Source organism: Halorubrum persicum (assembly GCF_002727125.1).
GTDB classification, from domain to species: Archaea; Halobacteriota; Halobacteria; order Halobacteriales; family Haloferacaceae; genus Halorubrum; species Halorubrum persicum.
On record NZ_NHOA01000012.1, the window covers coordinates 48,650 to 67,129 of the forward strand.

Annotated in this window: 18 protein-coding genes; 15 read left to right on the top strand and 3 right to left on the bottom strand. The window is 71.0% G+C overall.

Annotated elements, in window-relative coordinates:
* Positions 1–81 precede the first annotated feature (81 nt).
* The 5 genes from DJ69_RS02055 to metG all read left to right on the top strand — a co-directional run bounded on the left by DJ69_RS02055 (position 82) and on the right by metG (position 5,270).
* Positions 82–834: a YIP1 family protein gene (locus DJ69_RS02055; RefSeq protein WP_099254082.1), complete on the top strand. Its 753-nt coding sequence runs from the start codon at positions 82–84 to the stop codon at positions 832–834.
* 72 nt (positions 835–906) lie between these two features.
* Positions 907–1,518, top strand: a complete 612-nt coding sequence (gene dcd / locus DJ69_RS02060) for a dCTP deaminase (protein ID WP_099254083.1) — start codon at positions 907–909, stop codon at positions 1,516–1,518.
* Positions 1,515–2,414 (top strand): thiamine-phosphate synthase family protein, encoded by a 900-nt coding sequence (locus DJ69_RS02065; RefSeq protein WP_099254084.1) that lies wholly within the window; start codon positions 1,515–1,517, stop codon positions 2,412–2,414. The genes dcd and DJ69_RS02065 overlap by 4 nt, the downstream gene beginning before the upstream one ends.
* A gap of 78 nt (positions 2,415–2,492) precedes the next feature.
* Entirely contained in the window at positions 2,493–2,945 is a 453-nt protein-coding gene (locus DJ69_RS02070; protein WP_099254085.1) for a pyridoxamine 5'-phosphate oxidase family protein, read from the top strand.
* Positions 2,946–3,101: 156 nt separating this feature from the next.
* A complete protein-coding gene (gene metG, locus DJ69_RS02075) occupies positions 3,102–5,270 on the top strand; it encodes a methionine--tRNA ligase (RefSeq protein ID WP_099254086.1) in 2,169 nt (722 codons plus the stop codon).
* A gap of 21 nt (positions 5,271–5,291) precedes the next feature.
* On the opposite strand, the gene DJ69_RS02080 is transcribed toward metG, so the two are convergent.
* Positions 5,292–5,711 (bottom strand): VOC family protein, encoded by a 420-nt coding sequence (locus tag DJ69_RS02080; protein WP_099254087.1) that lies wholly within the window; start codon positions 5,709–5,711, stop codon positions 5,292–5,294.
* Between the two features lie 158 nt (positions 5,712–5,869).
* On the opposite strand from DJ69_RS02080, the gene DJ69_RS02085 reads away from it, so the two are divergent.
* The 3 genes from DJ69_RS02085 (at position 5,870) to DJ69_RS02095 (ending at position 8,987) form a co-directional block, all read left to right on the top strand.
* Positions 5,870–7,096: an MFS transporter gene (locus tag DJ69_RS02085; protein ID WP_099254088.1), complete on the top strand. Its 1,227-nt coding sequence runs from the start codon at positions 5,870–5,872 to the stop codon at positions 7,094–7,096.
* Positions 7,097–7,152: 56 nt separating this feature from the next.
* Positions 7,153–7,827 (top strand): 2,5-diamino-6-(ribosylamino)-4(3H)-pyrimidinone 5'-phosphate reductase, encoded by a 675-nt coding sequence (locus DJ69_RS02090; protein WP_099254089.1) that lies wholly within the window; start codon positions 7,153–7,155, stop codon positions 7,825–7,827.
* 236 nt (positions 7,828–8,063) lie between these two features.
* Positions 8,064–8,987, top strand: a complete 924-nt coding sequence (locus DJ69_RS02095; protein ID WP_099254090.1) for a coiled-coil protein — start codon at positions 8,064–8,066, stop codon at positions 8,985–8,987.
* Positions 8,988–9,136: 149 nt separating this feature from the next.
* Here the strand turns inward: DJ69_RS02095 and DJ69_RS02100 are convergent, their stop codons facing one another.
* On the bottom strand, positions 9,137–10,666 hold the full coding sequence (locus tag DJ69_RS02100) for a uracil-xanthine permease family protein (RefSeq protein ID WP_099254091.1): 1,530 nt from the start codon (positions 10,664–10,666) through the stop codon (positions 9,137–9,139).
* Positions 10,667–10,829: 163 nt separating this feature from the next.
* Between DJ69_RS02100 and sppA the strand changes: the two genes are divergently transcribed.
* The 3 genes from sppA (at position 10,830) to DJ69_RS02115 (ending at position 13,888) form a co-directional block, all read left to right on the top strand.
* Positions 10,830–11,765: a signal peptide peptidase SppA gene (gene sppA / locus DJ69_RS02105; RefSeq protein WP_099254092.1), complete on the top strand. Its 936-nt coding sequence runs from the start codon at positions 10,830–10,832 to the stop codon at positions 11,763–11,765.
* A gap of 78 nt (positions 11,766–11,843) precedes the next feature.
* The gene (locus DJ69_RS02110) at positions 11,844–12,971 is read left to right on the top strand and encodes a DUF373 family protein (RefSeq protein WP_099254093.1); all 1,128 of its coding nucleotides are present in this window, start codon (positions 11,844–11,846) and stop codon (positions 12,969–12,971) included.
* 92 nt (positions 12,972–13,063) lie between these two features.
* Entirely contained in the window at positions 13,064–13,888 is an 825-nt protein-coding gene (locus DJ69_RS02115) for a shikimate dehydrogenase (protein ID WP_099254094.1), read from the top strand.
* 39 nt (positions 13,889–13,927) lie between these two features.
* On the opposite strand, the gene DJ69_RS02120 is transcribed toward DJ69_RS02115, so the two are convergent.
* On the bottom strand, positions 13,928–14,386 hold the full coding sequence (locus tag DJ69_RS02120; protein WP_099254095.1) for a transporter: 459 nt from the start codon (positions 14,384–14,386) through the stop codon (positions 13,928–13,930).
* Between the two features lie 141 nt (positions 14,387–14,527).
* On the opposite strand from DJ69_RS02120, the gene DJ69_RS02125 reads away from it, so the two are divergent.
* The 4 genes from DJ69_RS02125 to DJ69_RS02140 all read left to right on the top strand — a co-directional run bounded on the left by DJ69_RS02125 (position 14,528) and on the right by DJ69_RS02140 (position 18,358).
* Positions 14,528–15,049: a helix-hairpin-helix domain-containing protein gene (locus tag DJ69_RS02125; RefSeq protein WP_099254096.1), complete on the top strand. Its 522-nt coding sequence runs from the start codon at positions 14,528–14,530 to the stop codon at positions 15,047–15,049.
* Between the two features lie 69 nt (positions 15,050–15,118).
* Positions 15,119–16,798, top strand: a complete 1,680-nt coding sequence (locus DJ69_RS02130) for an anthranilate synthase component I family protein (protein ID WP_099254097.1) — start codon at positions 15,119–15,121, stop codon at positions 16,796–16,798.
* Positions 16,795–17,454, top strand: a complete 660-nt coding sequence (locus DJ69_RS02135) for an anthranilate synthase component II (RefSeq protein WP_099254098.1) — start codon at positions 16,795–16,797, stop codon at positions 17,452–17,454. Before DJ69_RS02130 ends, DJ69_RS02135 begins: the two co-directional genes overlap by 4 nt.
* A complete protein-coding gene (locus tag DJ69_RS02140) occupies positions 17,447–18,358 on the top strand; it encodes an aminotransferase class IV (protein WP_099254099.1) in 912 nt (303 codons plus the stop codon). Before DJ69_RS02135 ends, DJ69_RS02140 begins: the two co-directional genes overlap by 8 nt.
* The last annotated feature ends 122 nt before the right edge of the window (positions 18,359–18,480 follow it).

Here is an 18,480-nt window from a genome sequence, read left to right on the forward strand (position 1 = left end):
GGGTTGGGCCGGACGGTACTAATAAGTGAGAGCGATCGCCGGTGGACAAGGCACTTGTCCGATCGCCCGGATCCCCCGCGTATGCCCTCCCCGCTCGCCCCGCTCTCCGGAGTCGTCGGCAGCCTCCTCGACCGCTCGCGCGCCGGCTTCCGCCGGCTCAAGCCGGGCGGGAAGGCGCTCGCCGTCGGCGTCGTCGTGGTCGTCACCGTCGCGACCGCCGTCGGCGTCGTCGCGCTCGGGGCCGCCTTCGACGCGACGATCGACCGCGAGGTGACGGTCGACAACCCCGACCGCCCGCCGGAGTCGACGTGCGAGACGTTCGGCGAGGACGACGAGAGCTCCGTCTTCGCCGAGCAGTGCGACCAGCCCGAACGGATCGACGTGAACGTGGGCGAGGAGCTGCAGCGCGCGACGGGCGGATACGTCGGCTACGCGCTGATCGGGGTGCCGATCTGGTGGGCGGTCTTCGCGCTCGTGCTCCACGGCGGGGCGCGCCTCGCGGGCGGCGCCGGCTCCATCGGCGACTCGTTCGTGATCGCGGCGTGGGCGATCGCCGCGGAGGTGGCCCGGCTGGCCGCCGGACTCGCCGCGATCTGGTACGCGCTCGCGTCGGCGTCGGTCGACGGGACCACGGTCGAAGCGATCGCGAACGAGCTCGTCGCCGCCATCTCCGCGATGGAGGGGCCGCTTCTGGTCGCTTCCGCGGCCGTGGTCGCGGTCCAGTGGGTCGTCGTCGTCGGCGGGCTGGAGGCGTACCACGACCTCGACCGGGGCGTCGCCGGGACGGTCGCGGGCGCCCTCGCGCTGTGCGGGCTCCTGCTCGCGATGGTGTGACGGCCGGGAGCGATCGCGCCGACGGTCCGCGGATTCGGGAGTTTTTAACCCAGTCGGAGCCCCTCTCCCGATATGATCCTGTCGGACGCGGACATCCTCGACCGCCTCGCAGACGGGGACCTGGTGGTCGACCCCCTCGACGACGTCGACCAGCAGGTCCAGCCCGCGAGCGTCGACCTGCGGCTCGGCGAGCGCTTCCTGGAGTTCCAGCGCACGAACATCCCCTGTATCCACCCGACCGAGGCCGACGAGGTCGGCGAGTACGTCACGGAGACGCGGGTCCCCGAAGGCGAGGAGTTCATTCTCCACCCGGGCGACTTCGTGCTCGGCACCACCACGGAGCGGGTGGAGATTCCGCCGGACCTGCTCGCGACCGTGCAGGGCCGGTCCTCGCTCGGGCGGCTCGCGATCGTCATCCACGCCACCGCGGGGATCGTCGATCCGGGGTACAAGGGGCAGATCACGCTCGAACTGTCGAACCTCGGCACCGCGCCCGTGGCGCTCACGCCGGGAATGCGGGTCTCACAGCTCATCTTCACGGAGCTCAAGTCGCCCGCGGACCGCCCGTACGGGGTCGAGCGGGGCTCGAAGTACCAAGACCAAGACGGGCCGCAGGCCTCCCGGATCGGCTCCGACCCCGAGTTCGACGGCGACGGTGGTGAGGAACGGGGGGACCACGCATGAAGTTCATCGAGGAGGTCGTCGTCGACGAGTTCCTCCCGACGGTGCGCTCGATGCTGGCGGAGGACCTCCGCGAGCGCGGCTTCACCCAGCGCGAGGTGGCCGACGCGCTCGGCATCTCCCAGTCCGCCGTCTCGAAGTACGCCCACGGCGACGTGGCCCGCCACGACCGGATCGTCGCCGACGAGCGGGTCCGCGACCTCGTGGAGCGCGTGGGCGAGGGGCTCGCGGCGGGGGAGATGGCCCCGGTCGCGGCGCTCGTCGAGATCGAGGTGCTGATCCGCCGGCTGGAGGAGGGTGACCTCCTCGCGGACCTCCACGAGGAGGCGATGCCCGCGCTCGCCGACGCCGAGGTGGAGTTCGCCGTCCACGACCCGGACAGCGGGCTCCGCGAGCGCGAGCGCGTCCTCTCGTCGGTCCGCCGCGGGCTCCGGACCCTGACGAACGCCTCCGGCTTCGCCCGGCTCATCCCGAACGTCGGCGCCAACGTCGCCGAGTGCCTCGACGACGCCCGGACGATCGACGACGTGGCGGCCGTCCCCGGCCGGCTCGTCGACGTGAAGGGGCAGGCGATGGTCCCCGGCGAGCCCGAGTTCGGCGTGAGCGAGCACGTCGCGACGGTCCTGCTCGCCGCACGCGAGGCGGGCGCGACCGCCCGCGGCGCGGTGAACGTCCGGTACGCCCCCGAGACCGTCGAGGCGCTCGCGGAGTCGTATCCGGCGCTGGAGTTCGACCCCGAGCGACCGACCGACGAGGCCGTCGCCGACGCGGTCGCGGGCGCCGAGTCGACCGACGCGCTCGTGCTCTTCCAGACCGGCGCGGTCGGCATCGAGCCGATCGTCTACGTGCTCGCCCCGACGGCGTCCGAGGCGGCCGCGATCGTCCGCGACATCGTGTAAGCGGTCGCGGCGGTCCGGCGCGGTCCCCCTCCGCGGTCGGTGGCTGACATTCATTACCGTACCCGTCCAAGATCACGTATGACGGGGATTGACGCGGTTCAGATGGACGACGACGAGCGCGACGAGTTCCTCGGGCGATCGGGGACGGGCGTGATCTCCCTGCCGACGGCCGACGACGACCCCCCGCACTCGGTTCCGGTGTCGTACGGGTACGACCCGGTCGAGGAGGCGTTTTACTTCCGCCTCGCCGTCGGGGGATCGAGCGGGAAGGCGAACCCCACCGATCGCGGGATCACGTTCGTTACCTACGGCGAGCGCGACGGGCAGTGGAAGAGCGTGGTGGCGAGCGGTCGACTGGTGTCGACCACCGACGAGTCGCTTTCGACGGAGTCGCTCGCCGGGCTCGAACGGACGGAGCGGATTCCGTTAGTCGACGTGTTCGGCGACCCGACGAGCCGCGTCGAGTTCGAGTTCTACCGGCTCGATCCCGACCGGTTCACCGCTCGCGCCGAACGGGTGACCGACGCCTGAACGGTCGCCGCTCAGGGCCCGGCCGAGCAGTCGCCCGCCGGCCGCCGTGTAACCCGCTGTGCGCGGCGTCTCACAGAGCCGGCTGACCCTCTCGATCGCACCCGAAAACCAGCGGGCTTTAGGCCCGTATCCACGACAACTCGATACACACACCACATGAGCCACGACGACTTCCCTACCGACGACCCGGCGGTGGTGACCTGTGGACTGCCGTACGCCAACGGCGACCTCCACATCGGTCACCTCCGCACCTACGTCGGCGGCGACGTGTACCGGCGCGCGCTCGAACGACTCGGGCAGGAGACCGCGTTCGTCTCCGGCTCCGACATGCACGGCACTCCCGTCGCGGTCAACGCCGAGCAGGAGGGCGTCTCCCCCGAGCAGTTCGCGCTCGACTGGCACGAGCAGTACGCCGCGACGTTCCCGAAGTTCAACGTCGAGTTCGACAACTACGGCCACACCCACGACGAGACGAACACTGCGGTCACCCAGCAGCTCGTCAGCGACCTGGAAGACGCGGGCCACGTCTACGAGAAGGAGATCATGGTCGCGTACGACCCCATCGACGACCAGTTCCTCCCCGACCGGTACGTGGAGGGGACCTGTCCCTACTGCGGCGCCCACGCCCGCGGCGACGAGTGCGACGAGGGGTGTCAGCGTCACCTCGAACCCGGCGAAGTCGAGGACCCCGAGTCGACGATCACGGGGAACCCCGCGGAGTACCGCGAACGCACCCACAAGTTCTTCGAGGTCTCGGAGTTCTCAGCGTACCTCTCCGACTTCCTCGATCGACTCGAGGGGACCTCGAACGCCCGGAACCAGCCCCGCGAGTGGATCGAGCAGGGGTTACAGGACTGGTGTATCACCCGCGACATGGACTGGGGGATCGACTACCCCGGCGGCGAGGCGACGGAGTCGCCCCAAGAGGGCGGTGAAACCGCCGAACAGGACCTCGTCTTATACGTCTGGGTCGACGCCCCGATCGAGTACATCTCCTCGACGAAGCAGTACTCCGAGCGCGTCGGCGCCGAGGCGTTCGACTGGGAGGCGGCGTGGAAGGAGGGCGCGAGCGACGCCCACCCCGAGGGCGGGGAGATCGTCCACGTGATCGGCCGCGACATCATCCAGCACCACACGATCTTCTGGCCCGCGATGCTGGAGGCGACGGGTCACACCGAACCGCGCGCGGTGATGGCGTCCGGCTTCGTCACCCTCGGCGGCAAGGGGTTCTCGACGAGCCGCGACCGCGCGGTCTGGGCCGACGAGTACCTCGACGAGGGGTTCCATCCGGACCCCCTGCGCTACTACCTCGCCACCAACGGCGGGTTCCAGCAGGACGTCGACTTCTCGTGGGAGAAGTTCCGCGACCGCGTCAACACCGAGCTGGTGGGGACGGTCGGCAACTTCCTCTACCGCTCCCTCCTGTTCGCCCACCGGAACTACGACGACGCGCCGATCGCGGACGGGACGAGCGACGAGGTGGACGCGCGGATCGAGGAGGCGATCGAGGCGTTCGCGGCCGCGGTCAACGACTACTCCGTGCGCGCGGTCGGCGGCGCCGTCACCGACCTCGCGCGGTTCGGCAACGAGTACATCCAGCGCAGCGAGCCGTGGAAGCTCGTGGACGACGATCCCGCGGAGGCCGCGCAGGTCATCCACGACTGCGTCGCGATCGCGAAGGCGATCGCGGTCCTGTTCGAACCGATCGCCCCGGAGAAGGCCGAGCGCCTCTGGGACCAGCTCGGCGAGGACGGCTCGGTCCACGAGACCACCGTGGAGGCGGCCCGCGAGGGCCCCGCCGGCGACCTCGCGGAGCCGACGGAGCTGTTCGAGCAGATCGAAGACGAGCGCGTCGAGGCCCTGAACGAGAAGCTCGAGGCGCGCGTCGCCGAGGCGGCGGACGGCGACGGCGAGGAGAGCGGAGAGGAAGACGAAACCGACACCAGCGACGAGTCCGACGACACCGACGACACCAGCGACATGACCGACATCGAACCCCTCAGCGACGACCGCATCGGCTTCGACGACTTCCAGGAACTGGACATCCGGATCGGCCGGATCGAGGAGGCCGAGGGCATCGAGGGCGCCGACGACCTCCTGAAGCTCCGCGTCGATCTGGGCGCGGAGACCCGGACGATCGTCGCGGGGCTCAAACAGCTCCACGACGTGGAGGACCTTCCCGAGACGAAGGTCGTCGTGCTCGCGAACATGGAGAAGGCGGAGCTGTTCGGCGTCGAGTCGAACGGCATGGTGCTGGCCGCCGGCGAGGACGCCGACCTCCTCACCACCTACGAGGACGCCGGGCCGGGCACGAAGGTGAAGTGAGGCGGCGCGGGGTCGTCCCGCTCAGGCGTCGAGCACTTCGATCAGGTTCCCCTCCGGGTCCCTGACGAACAGGATCGTCGTCCCGCTCTCCGTCGTTCGCGGCGGGCTCAGCGTCTCCACGTCGTCGTCGAGGGCGGCGTAGAATTCCTCCACGTCGTCGACGGAGAGACCGAGGTGGGTCGCGCCGGCGCGGTTCAGTCGGGGGGTCTCGTCCGACTCGGCCGCGGGGTCGTACGCCACGAGTTCGACGATCGCGCCGTCCGCGTCGAGGTGCGCGAACTCGGCCGACGCGCCGTCGACGGCGACCGCCTCGGCGAAGGCGTCGCCGCCGACCGCGAACTCGGCCAGGAGGTCGAGGTCGAACGTCTCGGCGTAGAACTCGACGGCGCGGTCCAGATCGGCGACGGTGATCCCGACGTGGTGAGCGGTTGGATCGGACACGACGGGTGGATCGCCGGTGGGCGAGAAAACGGTGTCGACCCCGGTGCGCGAGTGCCCCGGGCGACCACCTCGCGAACGCCGGAACCGCGGCGGTCGGCGACCGGCGGCATTCGTGCGGTTCCGTTCGCTTTTAACCGTCAGCGGGGAATCCACGGGCGATGAGTCTCGCCCGGGCCCGGGAGTACGACGTGCTCGTGCTCGCGGCCCTGATCTGGTTTCTCGGGAAGTTCGTGCGGTACGCGTTCCCGCCCCTGTTCGGGCCCCTGCAGGCGAGCTACGGGGTGAGCAACGCCGCCGTCGGGGCGGCGTTCTCGGGCTTCATGGCCGTCTACGCCGCGCTCCAGTTCCCGAGCGGGGCGATCGCCGACCGGGTCGGCGCGGTCCGGGTGATCGCGGCGGGCGCGGCGGTGGCGGGCGTCGGCGCCCTCTCGCTGATCGTCGACACCTCCTTCGCGGTGCTGGCGGGCGTGATGCTCGTCATCGGCGCGGGGACGGGCGCTCACAAGACGGTCGCGGTGCGGCTGCTCTCGCGGGTGTACCCGGTCCGGACCGGTCGCGCGCTGGGGGCCCACGACACCTTCGGCGCGCTCGGCGGCGTGGCAGCGCCCGCGGCGGTCACCCTCTTCGTCGCCGCGCCGCCGGCGCTCGCCGTGCTCCTCTCGTGGCTCCCGGGCGCGGACTGGCGCGGCCTGTTCGCTCTCACGGGGGTCGTCGCGCTCGCGCTGGCGGCGGCCTTCTCCCTCCGGGTTCCGGGTCGGCTCCCGGCCGACGCCGACCGCGGTCCGGATCGGGAGGGGCCGGATCCGGGCGCGCGAGACTACCTCTCGCTGTTCGAGGACCGCCGGGTGGCAGGGTTCGTCCTCGTGACGATCGCCTTCTCGTTTGCCTACAACGGGGCCGTCGCCTTCCTGCCGCTGTACCTCTCGCAGGCGGGCGGGCTGTCGACCGCGACCGCGAACCTGCTGTACTCCGGGCTGTTCGCGGTCACCTTCGTCCAGCTCGTCTCCGGCGACCTCTCCGACCGACTCGGTCGGTTCCCCGTGATGGTCGCGGCGCTGGGGCTGGCGGCGGCGGCCCTCGTCGGCGTCGTCGCCGTCGCGGAGACGGGACCGGTCGTCCTCGGCGCCCTCGTCGTCGCGTTCGGACTCGGGTCGCACGGGTTCCGGCCGGTCCGGGGCGCGTACCTGATCGAGGCGCTCCCCGAGCGGCTGGCCGGCGGCGGGCTCGGCGTGGTCCGCACACTGCTGATGGCGGCCGGCGCGCTCGCCCCCGCGACCGTGGGCGCCGTCGCCGACGCCTCCGGATTCCGGGCGGCGTTCGGGCTGCTCGCCGGGGCCCTCGCGCTCGCGGCGGGCGTGGCGGCGGGGCTGTGGCTCACCGAGTGAGAGGTCGCCCCGCCGGCGACCGAAACGACCATTCCCCGCCCGCGTGAGGCTCGCGTATGCACGTCGTCGTCAACGCGGCACAGAGCGTCGACGGGAAGCTCGCGACGCGGCGCCGGGAGCAGCTCCGGATCTCGGGGACCGAGGACTTCGACCGCGTCGACCGCGTCAGGGCGGCCGCGGACGCGGTGCTGGTCGGGGTCGGGACCGTCATCGCGGACGACCCCCACCTCACCCTCGACGAGGAGGATCGGCGCGTCGAGCGCCTCCGGAACGGCCGCCCCGGCAACCCCGCCCGCGTCGTCGTCGACTCGACCGGGCGGACGCCGACCGACGCCCGAATTCTCGACGACGCGGCCGCGACCTACCTGCTCGTCGCCGCGTCGACGCCCGCTGCCCGCCGCGAAGCCCTCGAGGCCGCCGGCGCGGAAGTCGTCACGGTCGAGGGCGACGGAGAGCACGTCGACCTCGGCGCGGGGATCGGCGCGCTGGCGGAGCGAGGCGTCGACCGGCTGATGGTCGAGGGAGGCGGCGAGATCATCTACTCGTGTTTCGACGCCGGCGTCGTCGACGAGCTCCACGTGTACGTGGGGTCGATGGTGATCGGGGGGCGCGACGCGCCGACGCTCGCCGACGGCGAGGGGTTCACCGAGTCGTTCCCGCGGCTCGATCTGACCGGCACCGAGCGCCTCGACGACGGGATCGTGCTCTCGTACGAGGTCGGGAGCGACTGAGACGGAGCGGTCGGTGTGTGATCGATAATCACGGATCAGGGAGTACACGGCCCATGCTACCGGGTTACACCCGAATCACCGAAGTATTTATATGTCGGCCCGCGGTACGATCTGGTACCAGAACGCCTCCGGCGCTGGTGGGATCGCACGCTGAAATGAACGGGAGCTCTTGTGTACGGCTCGACGCACGACGGCGAGCGCTCGCCATCCCCGGAGCGGTGATGGAGAGATAAAAAATGGTAACGAAAGAAGAAGTCATCGAACAGTACGAGATCGAGGCAATGGACGAGGCGGACAACGTGGACCTTTCTGAGGACGACCTTGAGAACGGGTCGAAAGGACAGCTCATCAAACGCGCCGGTCAGCTGCGCGACCGACGCAACGAGCTGAACCAGATGGCCTCCGAGCGCGCTTCCAAGCGCGACGACCTCAACGCGAAGACGCGCGAGAAGGTCGACGAGGCCCAGGAACACCGCGAGAAGCGAGACGAGCTCAACGAGCAGGTCCAGGAACACAAGGACAAGCGCAACGAGCTCAACGCCGAGGCCAACGAGCTGTTCGACGAGGTCGAGGAGCTCAAACAGGATATGGAGCTCGGCTCCGGCAAGTCCATCGAGGAGCTCAAAGAGGAGATCGAGGATCTCGAGTTCCGTCAGCAGACGGAGGTCCTCGACGCCGAGGACGAGCGCGAGCTCATCGAGAAGATCGACGAGAAGCGCGAGAAGCTCGCCGAGAAGAAGGAGAAGGTCGACGACACCAGCGAGCTCGACGACCTCGTCGAGGAGGCCGAGGAGGTTCGCTCCGAGGCGTCCCAGCACCACCAGAAGGTGACGGAGCTCGCCGACAAGGCCCAGGAGCACCACAACCAGATGATCGAGGCCTACCGCGAGGCCGACGACATCCGCGACGAGGCCGACGAGATGCACGAGCTGTTCGTCGAGGCCCAGGAGGCCGCCGACCAGCACCACGAGGACTTCGTGCGCGTCCAGAAGCGCCTGCGCGAGCTCGACAAGGAAGAGGAGGAGGAGCGCAAGGACGAGCGCGCCGAGAAGCGCGAGGAAGAGAAGGAGGAGGCCGAGGAGATCTACCAGAAGTTCAAGGAGGGCGAGACGCTCGACACCGAGGACCTGATGAAGCTCCAGAAGACCGGCCTGCTGTAGTTCGGTCGAAGGCGACGTTTCTACGGTTCTTTTGCGACGTGCCGAGCGGTAGCGCCGCGAGCGGTCGAGCGGTCGCGTTCAGCGGCGCGGGTGCGAGCCGTGAGCGAGACGTGTCGGATTCCGTCGGGCCGCTCCGCGTTGACCGGGGATCAGTCGGTGCGAGGCGGCTGGTCCTCGGAGACGAAGCGGTCGTACGCGGACGTGAACTCCTCGTCTTCTTCGGCCGCTTCCTCCCACGCGGTGAGCCCGCGTTCCACGGCCGTCCCCGCGATCGAGTTGTCGAGCAGAAACGCGACGATCCCCCCGACGGCCATGCCCGTCGATCCGATGACGTAGAGGGTGTTCGCGACGACGTCGGCGCCGAGGAGCTGGCCGAGCAGGAAGCTGTCGGCCAACCCCTGCTGTAAGGCGTCCGCGGTTCCGACGTTGCGCATGTACTCCGGAACGGCCAGTCCGGAGAAGAGCGCGATTCCGATGATGAAGATGTTGCGCGACGAGTCGAGATCCACGTACTTGAGATTTGAGAGGCCGACGCCGACGATCTGAGCGAACATGGCGATGTAGAGGCCGCCGATGATCGGGCTCGGAATGGTGGCGACGAGCTGGCCGAAGTAGCCGACGAACCCGACGAGGATCATGAGCGCGGCGCCGATCTGGACGACGTACCTCGAGGCCACACCGGTGAGGCCGATGGCGCCGACGTTTTCGGAGTACGAGGTCGACCCGCCGGTGCCCATCACCCCGGAGAAGACGTTCATGAGGCCCTCCATGCCGATGCCGTGAGTCATCCGTTCGCTGCTGGGAGCGCCCATGCCGGAGAGGCGGGCGACGGCGTGGTAGTCGCCGATGGACTCGACGATCGAGGCGGCGACGCCGGCGAGCATGCCGATGACGAACGCGGGCGTAACCCTCGGAACCCCCCACTGAAGCGGATAGATGGGGTGGATCGGGTCGGCCGCGGCGACGCTCGCCAGATCGATGTATCCGGGCGTGCCCGGCGCGAAGACGCCGGAGACGGAGAGGGCGGCGGCGAGTAGCCACGCGACGGCGATCCCGAGGAGGACCGGAAACAGCTGGAAGATCTTCGACCTGCCACCGAGGTACTGTGAGAAGAGAACGATGGTGACCAGCGTCAGCGCGACGAGCCACCAGTTCTGAGTCGCGGTGGTGATCTCGGGGGCGTTGAACAGCGACAGGCCGATGAGCACGATGACCGGCACGATGACGACCGGGGAGAGGTGTTTCCGCAATCGCCCGACGAGTCCGAGATAGCCGATCGCGACCTCGGCGAGCGCGGCGACGATGATCGCGCCTTGGAGCTGGAGGAGCGCGGCCCGCCAGGCGACGATCCCCTCCGGCGGGTTCGCCGTCACGACGCCGATGACCGCGAGCGCGGGTGCGAGCATCGAAAAGGGCGCCCCCTGCACGATCGGGTAGCGGTTGCCGAACGTCGTCTGCGCGAGCGTCGCGATCCCCGAGACGACGAAGAACGTGCCGACGAACCGCGGAATGACCGCGTCGGGCATCCCCATCGCGCCGGCGAGAATGAGGGGCACGGCGATGTTCGCGCCCACCATCGTGAGGTAGTGCTGAGCGCCCAAGAGGAGCGACTTCCCGAGCGGTGGTTTGTCGTCGATGCCGTACTGGACGAACGAGCTCTCGTCCTCGTTGCCTGCCATCCCTGTGGCGTCCAACTACGCAACGCTACAAAAGGTCGGCCTTTGCGGCGTCCCACCCGACGGACCGCGGTCTCGGCGCGCTCGAGCGCCGTCGATGCAGCGGCGACGTGCGGATTCTGTCGCCGACGGCAGCATATAAACGGCGTCGCTCCCTACCGGCGGTATGGCAAGCGACGCGCGTTCGACCGGACGGAACCTCCTCGCAGCAGCCGTCGTCGGCGCGACCGCGACGATAGCCGGCAAGCGGCTCATCGCTCGGCTCACCCGCGGTCGGTTCGGCGAGACGGAAGAGTACAACGCGGCGAAGGTGACGGTTTCGGGGCCGATCACTCGCGACACCGGCCGGCCGTCGCCGCTCTCGGGGCCGGGCGGAGCGATCGCCGACGACGTGGTCGAGCAGATCGAGGCGGCCGACGAGGACGAGGACGTGGAGGCGCTCGTCGTCGAGCTCAACACCCCCGGCGGCGAGGTGCTCCCGAGCGACGACATCCGGCGCGCGGCGGCCGCGTTCGACGGTCCCACGGTGGCGTACGCCACCGACACCTGCGCGTCAGGCGGCTACTGGATCGCGAGCGGCTGCGACGAGCTGTGGGCGCGCGACGCGAGCCTCGTCGGCTCGATCGGCGTCGTCGGCTCGCGACCGAACGCCGCGGGGCTCGCCGACAAGCTCGGCATCTCCTACGAGCAGTTCACCGCCGGCGAGTACAAGGACGCCGGCGTTCCGCTGCGAGAGATCGAGGAGGACGAGCGCGAGTACTTACAGGGGATCATCGACGGCTACTACGAGCAGTTCGTCGAGACCGTAAGCGAGGGACGAGAGATGGATCCGGAGGCGATCCGCGAGACCGAGGCGCGGGTCTACCTCGGCAGCGACGCCGCGGAGATCGGGCTCGTCGACGAGCTCGGCACCGAGGACGACGTGGAAGACCGGCTCGAGACGCTGATCGGCGCGGAGCCCGAGATCCGCGAGTTCACGCCCGAACGCGGGCTCGCAGAGCGGCTCGGCATCGGGGCCGAGCGCGTCGCGTTCGCGGCCGGGAGCGGCGTCGCGAGCGCGTTCACGAACGAGGGCGGCGACGTCGACGTGGAGCTCCGGTAGGCCGCCACCGGCGGGAGGGGCCGCGCCGATCCCCCGGGGACGGGGAGCTTTTTATCCGGGCGGATCGACTGTCGGAACGTGACGACGCTGGTCATCTGCATCGACCGATCCGGAGCGATCGGACGGGCCACCAACGTCCCCATGCCCGTCGCCGGCTGGGAGGCGGTCCGATCGCTCGTCACGGACGCCGGGCTGAGCGACCCGGAGGACGCCAGCGTCAACTGCCTGCTCGAATCGCTACGCGTCGCCCGCGACCTCCGCGACGAGCGCGAGGAGGCGGTCGTCGCGGTCGTCTCGGCCGAGAGCGACAGCGCGGTCGGCGCCGACCGCTCCATCGCCGCGCAGCTCGACGACCTCGTCGACCGGTACGACCCCCGGGCCGCGATCGCGGTCGTCGACTCCGCGGAGGACGAGCAGGTGCTCCCGATCGTCGAGTCGCGGATCCCGGTCGACTCCGTCGACCGCGTGGTGGTCCGGCAGGCCCGCGACATCGAGTCGACCTACTACCTGCTCAAGCAGTTCCTCGCCGACGAGCAGCTCCGGTCGACGATTCTCGTCCCGTTCGGGATCGCGCTGCTGCTGCTGCCCGCGCTGTTCTACTGGTTCTCCGCCGGCGAGGCGGTCGCGGGCGTCGCCGGGCTGCTCGGGGCCGCGCTCCTGTACAAGGGCCTCGCGATCGACCGGTTCGTCGCGGGGATGCCGGAGCGGATCCGGGAGGCGCTGTACGCCGGCCAGGTGTCGATCGTGACCTACGTCGTCGCCGGCGGGTTAGCGCTTGTCGGCGGCTTCTTCGGCGTGCTCTCCGCGTCGGAGCTGAGCGGCGTGCCGGCGCTCGTGGAGGCGGTGGAGTTCACCTACGCCGCCGTCCCCTGGTTCGCGGTCGCGGGCGTGACCGCGGCGGTCGGCCGGCTGCTCGACGAGCTGATCCGCGACGAGGGGATCCGGACGCCGTACCTCAACCTCCCGTTCGTCATCGCCGCCGTCGCCCTGGTGGTCCGCGGGTTCGCCGGCTACTTCCTCGCGCAGGAGGCGATCCTCGCCCCCTTCGGGATGTGGGGAGTCACCGTCAGCCCGGTCCAACAGCTCGCGGCGTTCATCGTCGGCGGCATCGTGGTCTCGCTCGTGGGGGTCAAGCTCGCGAGCGACGTTGGCACGGAGACGCTGGAGGACGTGATCGACGCGGACCGGGAGACGGACGGGGAGTAACCGGCTCGCGTCTCGGGGGCGTCGGGTCGACCGGGTTCCGTTTCGTCGGGTCGACCGCGCCGCTTTTGTCGGTCGCGCCCGCCTCAGCGGGCATGGACGTGTACGGACTGATCGGGAACCCGGTCGGCCACTCGCTGTCGCCGCCGATGCACGAGGCCGGCTACGGGTCGCTCGGCATCGACGCGCGCTACGTGACGTTCGAACCGGCCCCGGACGACGCCGCCGCGGCGATCGAGGGGGCCGGCGCGCTCGGGGTCGCCGGGCTCAACGTCACGGTCCCGTTCAAGCGGGACGCGCTGGCGGCGGTCGACCCGGCGCCCCTCGCGGAGCGGATCGGCGCGGTCAACACGGTCGACTTCGCCCCGGTCCGCGCCGGCGAGGCCGACCGCCCGCGCGGGCACAACACCGACGCCGCGGGCGTGAAACGCGCGTTCGCGCATCACGGCGTCGAACTGGACGGCCGGGACGCGGTCGTCGTCGGAGCGGGCGGCGCGGGGCGGGCGGCCGCGTTCGCGCTCGCCGACGCGGGCGCCGCGGTCCACGTCGCGAACCGCACCGCGGAGCGGGCGGCCGAGCTGGCCGAGGCGGTCCCCGGGGCGACCGGCGGGGGGCTCGACGACCTCGGCGACCGCGTCGCCGGCGCCGACGTGTTGGTCAACGCCACCAGCGTGGGGATGGACGAGCCCGAGGCGACGCCGGTGCCAGCGGACCACCTCCACGGCGACCTCGCCGTGCTCGACGCGGTGTACGCGCCGATCGAGACGCGCCTCCTGCGGGAGGCGGACGCCGCGGGCGCGACGACGATCGACGGGGCGTGGATGCTGCTGTTCCAGGGCGTCGAGGCGTTCGAGACCTGGACCGGCGCCGACGCGCCGGTCGAGACGATGAACGCGGCGCTACGGGCGGAGTTGGAGTGAGGCGACAGCGGGACAGAACCGAACCTACCCGCGACCGCCTTAGAACGGCGTCGGGCTCGCGAGCAGGCCGGCGGTGACGACGAGCGCCACGGAGAGTCCGGCGGCGCCGTAGAAGAACGGCTTCGCGTCGCGGGCGGGTTCGCGGAGCTTCCCGGCGTCGATGCCGTCGAGGAGCTTCCCGCTGCCGACCTCGACGAGGCCGGTGATCAGGAACCACAGGCCGATCATCGTCACCACGAGATATCCGCGGGCGCTTCCGGTGAGCGACGCGAAGGTGTAGAGCGTGCCGGCCATGTGGCCGCCGGTGGCGAGGAACACGAGCGCGGCGATCCGGGTGACCCAGCGGAGGCGGCCGACGATCGAGCCGAGCGCGCCGCCGTCGATCTCGCCGCGGAGCGCGGGGGGAAGCACCGCCAACGCGACGAACAACACGCCGCCGGTCCACAGCACCGCGAAGGCGACGTGGACCGACCACATGATCGGGTTGAGAGCGTTCACACCTCCCGTACGCGCCGGTGATCCTTATAAACTGACGAGACGCGGTCGGCGGCGGGGAGGGGGCCGCTGGCGGCGACGGCGGTCGGTGAGACGCCCCCTCGGCGACGGCTTTTAAATATCCGACGTTCGTATCTGCCGACGATGGCCCTACTGCAGAAGCTCAAAGAGAAGCTCGGCTTCGGGAGCGCCCCCGCCGAACGCGAGGAAACGGACCCGGAAGTGACCGTCGAGCACGAACCGGAACCGGAATCAGAACCAGAGGCCGAGCCGGAACCGACGGCCGACGCAGATGACGCCGCGGACGAGGGAGCGGCCGACGACGAGCCGGGCGTCGACGAGCCGGTCGCCACCGAGACGGAGGCGGCCGCCTCGACCGAGTCGCTGGTCGACGAGGAGGGGGCCGCCGAGGACCCGTCCGAAGCCGCCGAGCCGGCGGAAGCCGCGGACACCGGCGAGGACGAGGTCGCGGTCGACGACGACGACACGGGCGCCCACGTCGAGGAGCTGAAGGGCATCGGGCCGGCCTACGCGGAGCGACTGGCGGCGATCGGGATCGAGAGCATTTCGGACCTCGCGGCCGCCGACGCCGAGGCCGTCGCCGACGGGGCGAGCGTCGGCGAGAAGCGGGCCGCGACGTGGATCGATCGCGCCAAGGAGTTCTGAGGCCGCTGACGGCGACCGTTTCGGACGGTCGACCGCAACTGTTTCGTCCGCCCCGTCGAACCGGGAGGCATGCAGCGATCGGTACACACCGACCGGGGCCGGTTCCGCGAGGTCGCCGCCGCGGCGCCCGCGGGCGCCCGCGTGCCGGTCGAGCGCCGCGTCACCGTCGAGGACCCCTTCGCCGCCTACCGGCGCGCCCGCGACGGGCCGGGCGGCTTCTGTTACGAGACCACCGGGGGCCAGTCCGGCTGGGGGTACTTCGGCGTCGACCCGGTCGAGCGGCTCACCGTCTCCGGAGACGCGGCGGTCGCGACGGGGGGCGCAGACGGGGAGACCCCCACCGGCGACTACCGACGCCCGAGTTCATCGCTCGCGGCGCTTGAGGGGCTGATCGAGGGCGAGGCTCTCGCTCGCGGCGACTGCGACGTGCCGTATCCGTGCGGCGCGTTCGGGTGGCTCTCGTACGACGTGGCCCGCGAGCTGGAGTCGTTCCCGGCCCCCGCCCCGGCGGGCCCCGGCGCGGTCGACGACCGAGGGCTCCCGCGGCTCCGGATCGGCGTCTTCGACCGCGTTGCGGCGTGGGAGTGTCCGGTTCCGGCGGACGACGACGCCGCGGGATCCGCAGTTCCCCTCCGCGTGACCGCCTGTCCGCGGGTCCCCGAGGGAGCCGACGACCCGGACGGCGACCGCGACGCGCTCGACGCGCTGTTCGACGGCGGGGCGTCGCGGGCGGGGGCGCTGATCGACCGGATCGAGTCGGGTGACCCCGCGGTGGGGCCGGCGCCCGACCCGGACGCGTCGACGGCGACCTTCGAGAGCGACGTGGGGCGGGAGGGATACGCCGAGGCGGTCCGCCGGGTGAAAGAGTCCGTCCGCGACGGCGACACGTTTCAGGCGAACGTCTCCCAGCGGCTGCGCGCCCCGGCCGCGGTCCACCCCGTCGAGGCGTACGACGCGCTCCGGGCGGTGAACCCGGCGCCGTACTCGGGGCTGATCGAGTTCTCGCGGGCGGGAGACGAAGGCGGGGACGACGACGGCGACGACGCCCCGTCCGGCGTCGACCTCGTGAGCGCGAGTCCGGAGCTGCTGTTGGAACGGGTGCCGGCCGAAGCCGACGACGACGGCGCTCGCCTCGTCACGGAGCCGATCGCCGGCACCCGCCCGCGGGGGGAGACGCCCGAGTTGGACGCCGCCATGGAGGCGGAGCTGACCGGCGACGCGAAGGAGCGCGCGGAACACGCGATGCTCGTGGATCTGGAGCGCAACGACCTCGGGAAGGTGTCGCGGTTCGGCACGGTCGACGTGTCGGAGTACCGGCGAGTCGACCGGTACAGCGAGGTGATGCACCTCGTGAGCCTGATCGAGGGAGAGGCGCGGGGCGACGTGGGGCTCGCCGACGCGATCGCGGCGTGTTTCCCCGGCGGGACGATCACGGGCGCGCCCAAGCCGCGGACGATGGAGATCATCGACGAACTGGAGGAGACGCGGCGGGGCCCCTACACCGGCTCGATGCTCGCGGCGGGCTTCGACGGGCGGGCGACGCTCAACATCGTCATCCGCACGCTGGTCCGGCGGGGCGACGAGTACCACCTGCGCGTCGGCGCGGGGATCGTCCACGACTCCGAGCCCGACGCGGAGTACGAGGAGACGCTCGCGAAGGCCCGCGCGCTCGTGACCGCGGTCGACGAGGCGCTCGCCGCGGGCGGGATGGCGGTCGAGGAGGAGGTCGAAGGGGGGGTCGACCGATGACCGCCGGGGAGTCGGACACCACGGGCGGCGAGGGAGACGAGAGCGACGCCGGCTGGCGCCCCGGCGCGGGCGAGTCCGACGCGCGGGTCCTCGTCGTCGACAACTACGACTCGTTCGCGTACAACCTCGTCCAGTACGTCGGCGAGGTCGCCGGCGCGGTCGCGGTGCGGCGCAACGACGCGGTCGATCTGGCCGGGATCCGCGCGCTCGACCCGGACGGCGTCGTCGTCTCTCCGGGACCGGGAACCCCCGCCGAGGCCGGCGTCTCGCTCGACGCCTTCGAGCTCGATCGCCCGGTGTTCGGGGTCTGTCTCGGCCATCAGGCGCTGTGCGCGAGCGGCGGGAGCCGAGTGGGTCACGCGCCGGAGGTGGTCCACGGGAAGCCGTCGACGATCACCCACGACGGCGCGGGCGTGTTCGCCGGGCTCCCCGACCGGCTCCGGGTCGGGCGGTACCACTCGCTGTGCGTCGAACGCGAGGCCCTCCCCGACGGGCTGGTCGAGACCGCGCGCACGGAGGACGAGCGCGAGGTCGTGATGGGCGTGCGTCACCGCGAGAAACCCCACGTGGGCGTGCAGTTCCACCCCGAGAGCATCCTGACGCCGCGGGGGAAAGCATTGGTGCGGAACTTCGTGGAGGTGTGCGAGGATGAGTGAGGAGTCCCGAGAGACGCTCCGCTACCACGTCGACGGCGAGATCGTGCCCGCGAGCGAGGCGACCGTCTCGGTCGAGGACCGCGGCTTCGCCTACGGCGACGCCGCCTTCGAGACCCTGCGCGCGTACGGCGGCGAGATATTCCGTTGGGCGGACCACGCGGCGCGGCTCGCGGACACCTGCGAGACGCTCGGGCTCGACCACGGCCTCGCCGAGGCCGACCTGAAAGCCCGGATCGACGAGACGCTCGCGGCCAACGACCTCGCGGACGCGTACGTGAAGCTCTCCGTCACCCGCGGAGTCCAACCCGGGACGCTCGACCCGAAACCCGCGGACGACCCCACCGTCGTCGTGATCGCGAAGCCGCTCCCCCGCGGCGGGGTCGGCTCGGAGCCGGTCCACGACGGCCCCGCCGCGCTCCAGACGACGAAGACGCGCAAACCCGCCTCGCGGGCGCTTCCGGCCGACGCGAAGACGCACAACTACCTCAACGGCATCCTCGCTCGGCTGGAGCTGCGCGTGACCGGCGCCGACGAGGCGCTGATGCTCGATCCGGCGGGGAACGTCGCCGAGGGCGCGACCTCGAACCTCTTTTTCGCCGACGGCACCGCCCTCAAGACGCCCTCGCTCGACGGGCCGATCCTCCCCGGCGTGACGCGTCGGGCCGTGATCGAGATCGCGGAGGAAGAGGGGATTCCGGTCGAGGAGGGGACGTACACGCCGGACGCGGTGCGCGAGGCCGACGAGGCGTTCCTCACCAACTCGACGTGGGAGATCCGGCCGGTCGAGACGGTGGACGGGCTGGCCGCCGACGGCGACGGCGTCGAGGGACCGCTGACCGCGCTGCTCTCGCGGCTGTTCGACCGGCGGGTAGAGGAGCGGTACTACGACGGCGAGCGGTTATAGGGGATTTGCGCTCGCTTATAAGCGATCGTTGCTCTCGACGGGGAACACCTCCAAAGCCCCAGCCGCTCGGTCGTACGTGATCGACGATTCCGCGGTGAACACCTCCAAAGCCCCGGCCGCGA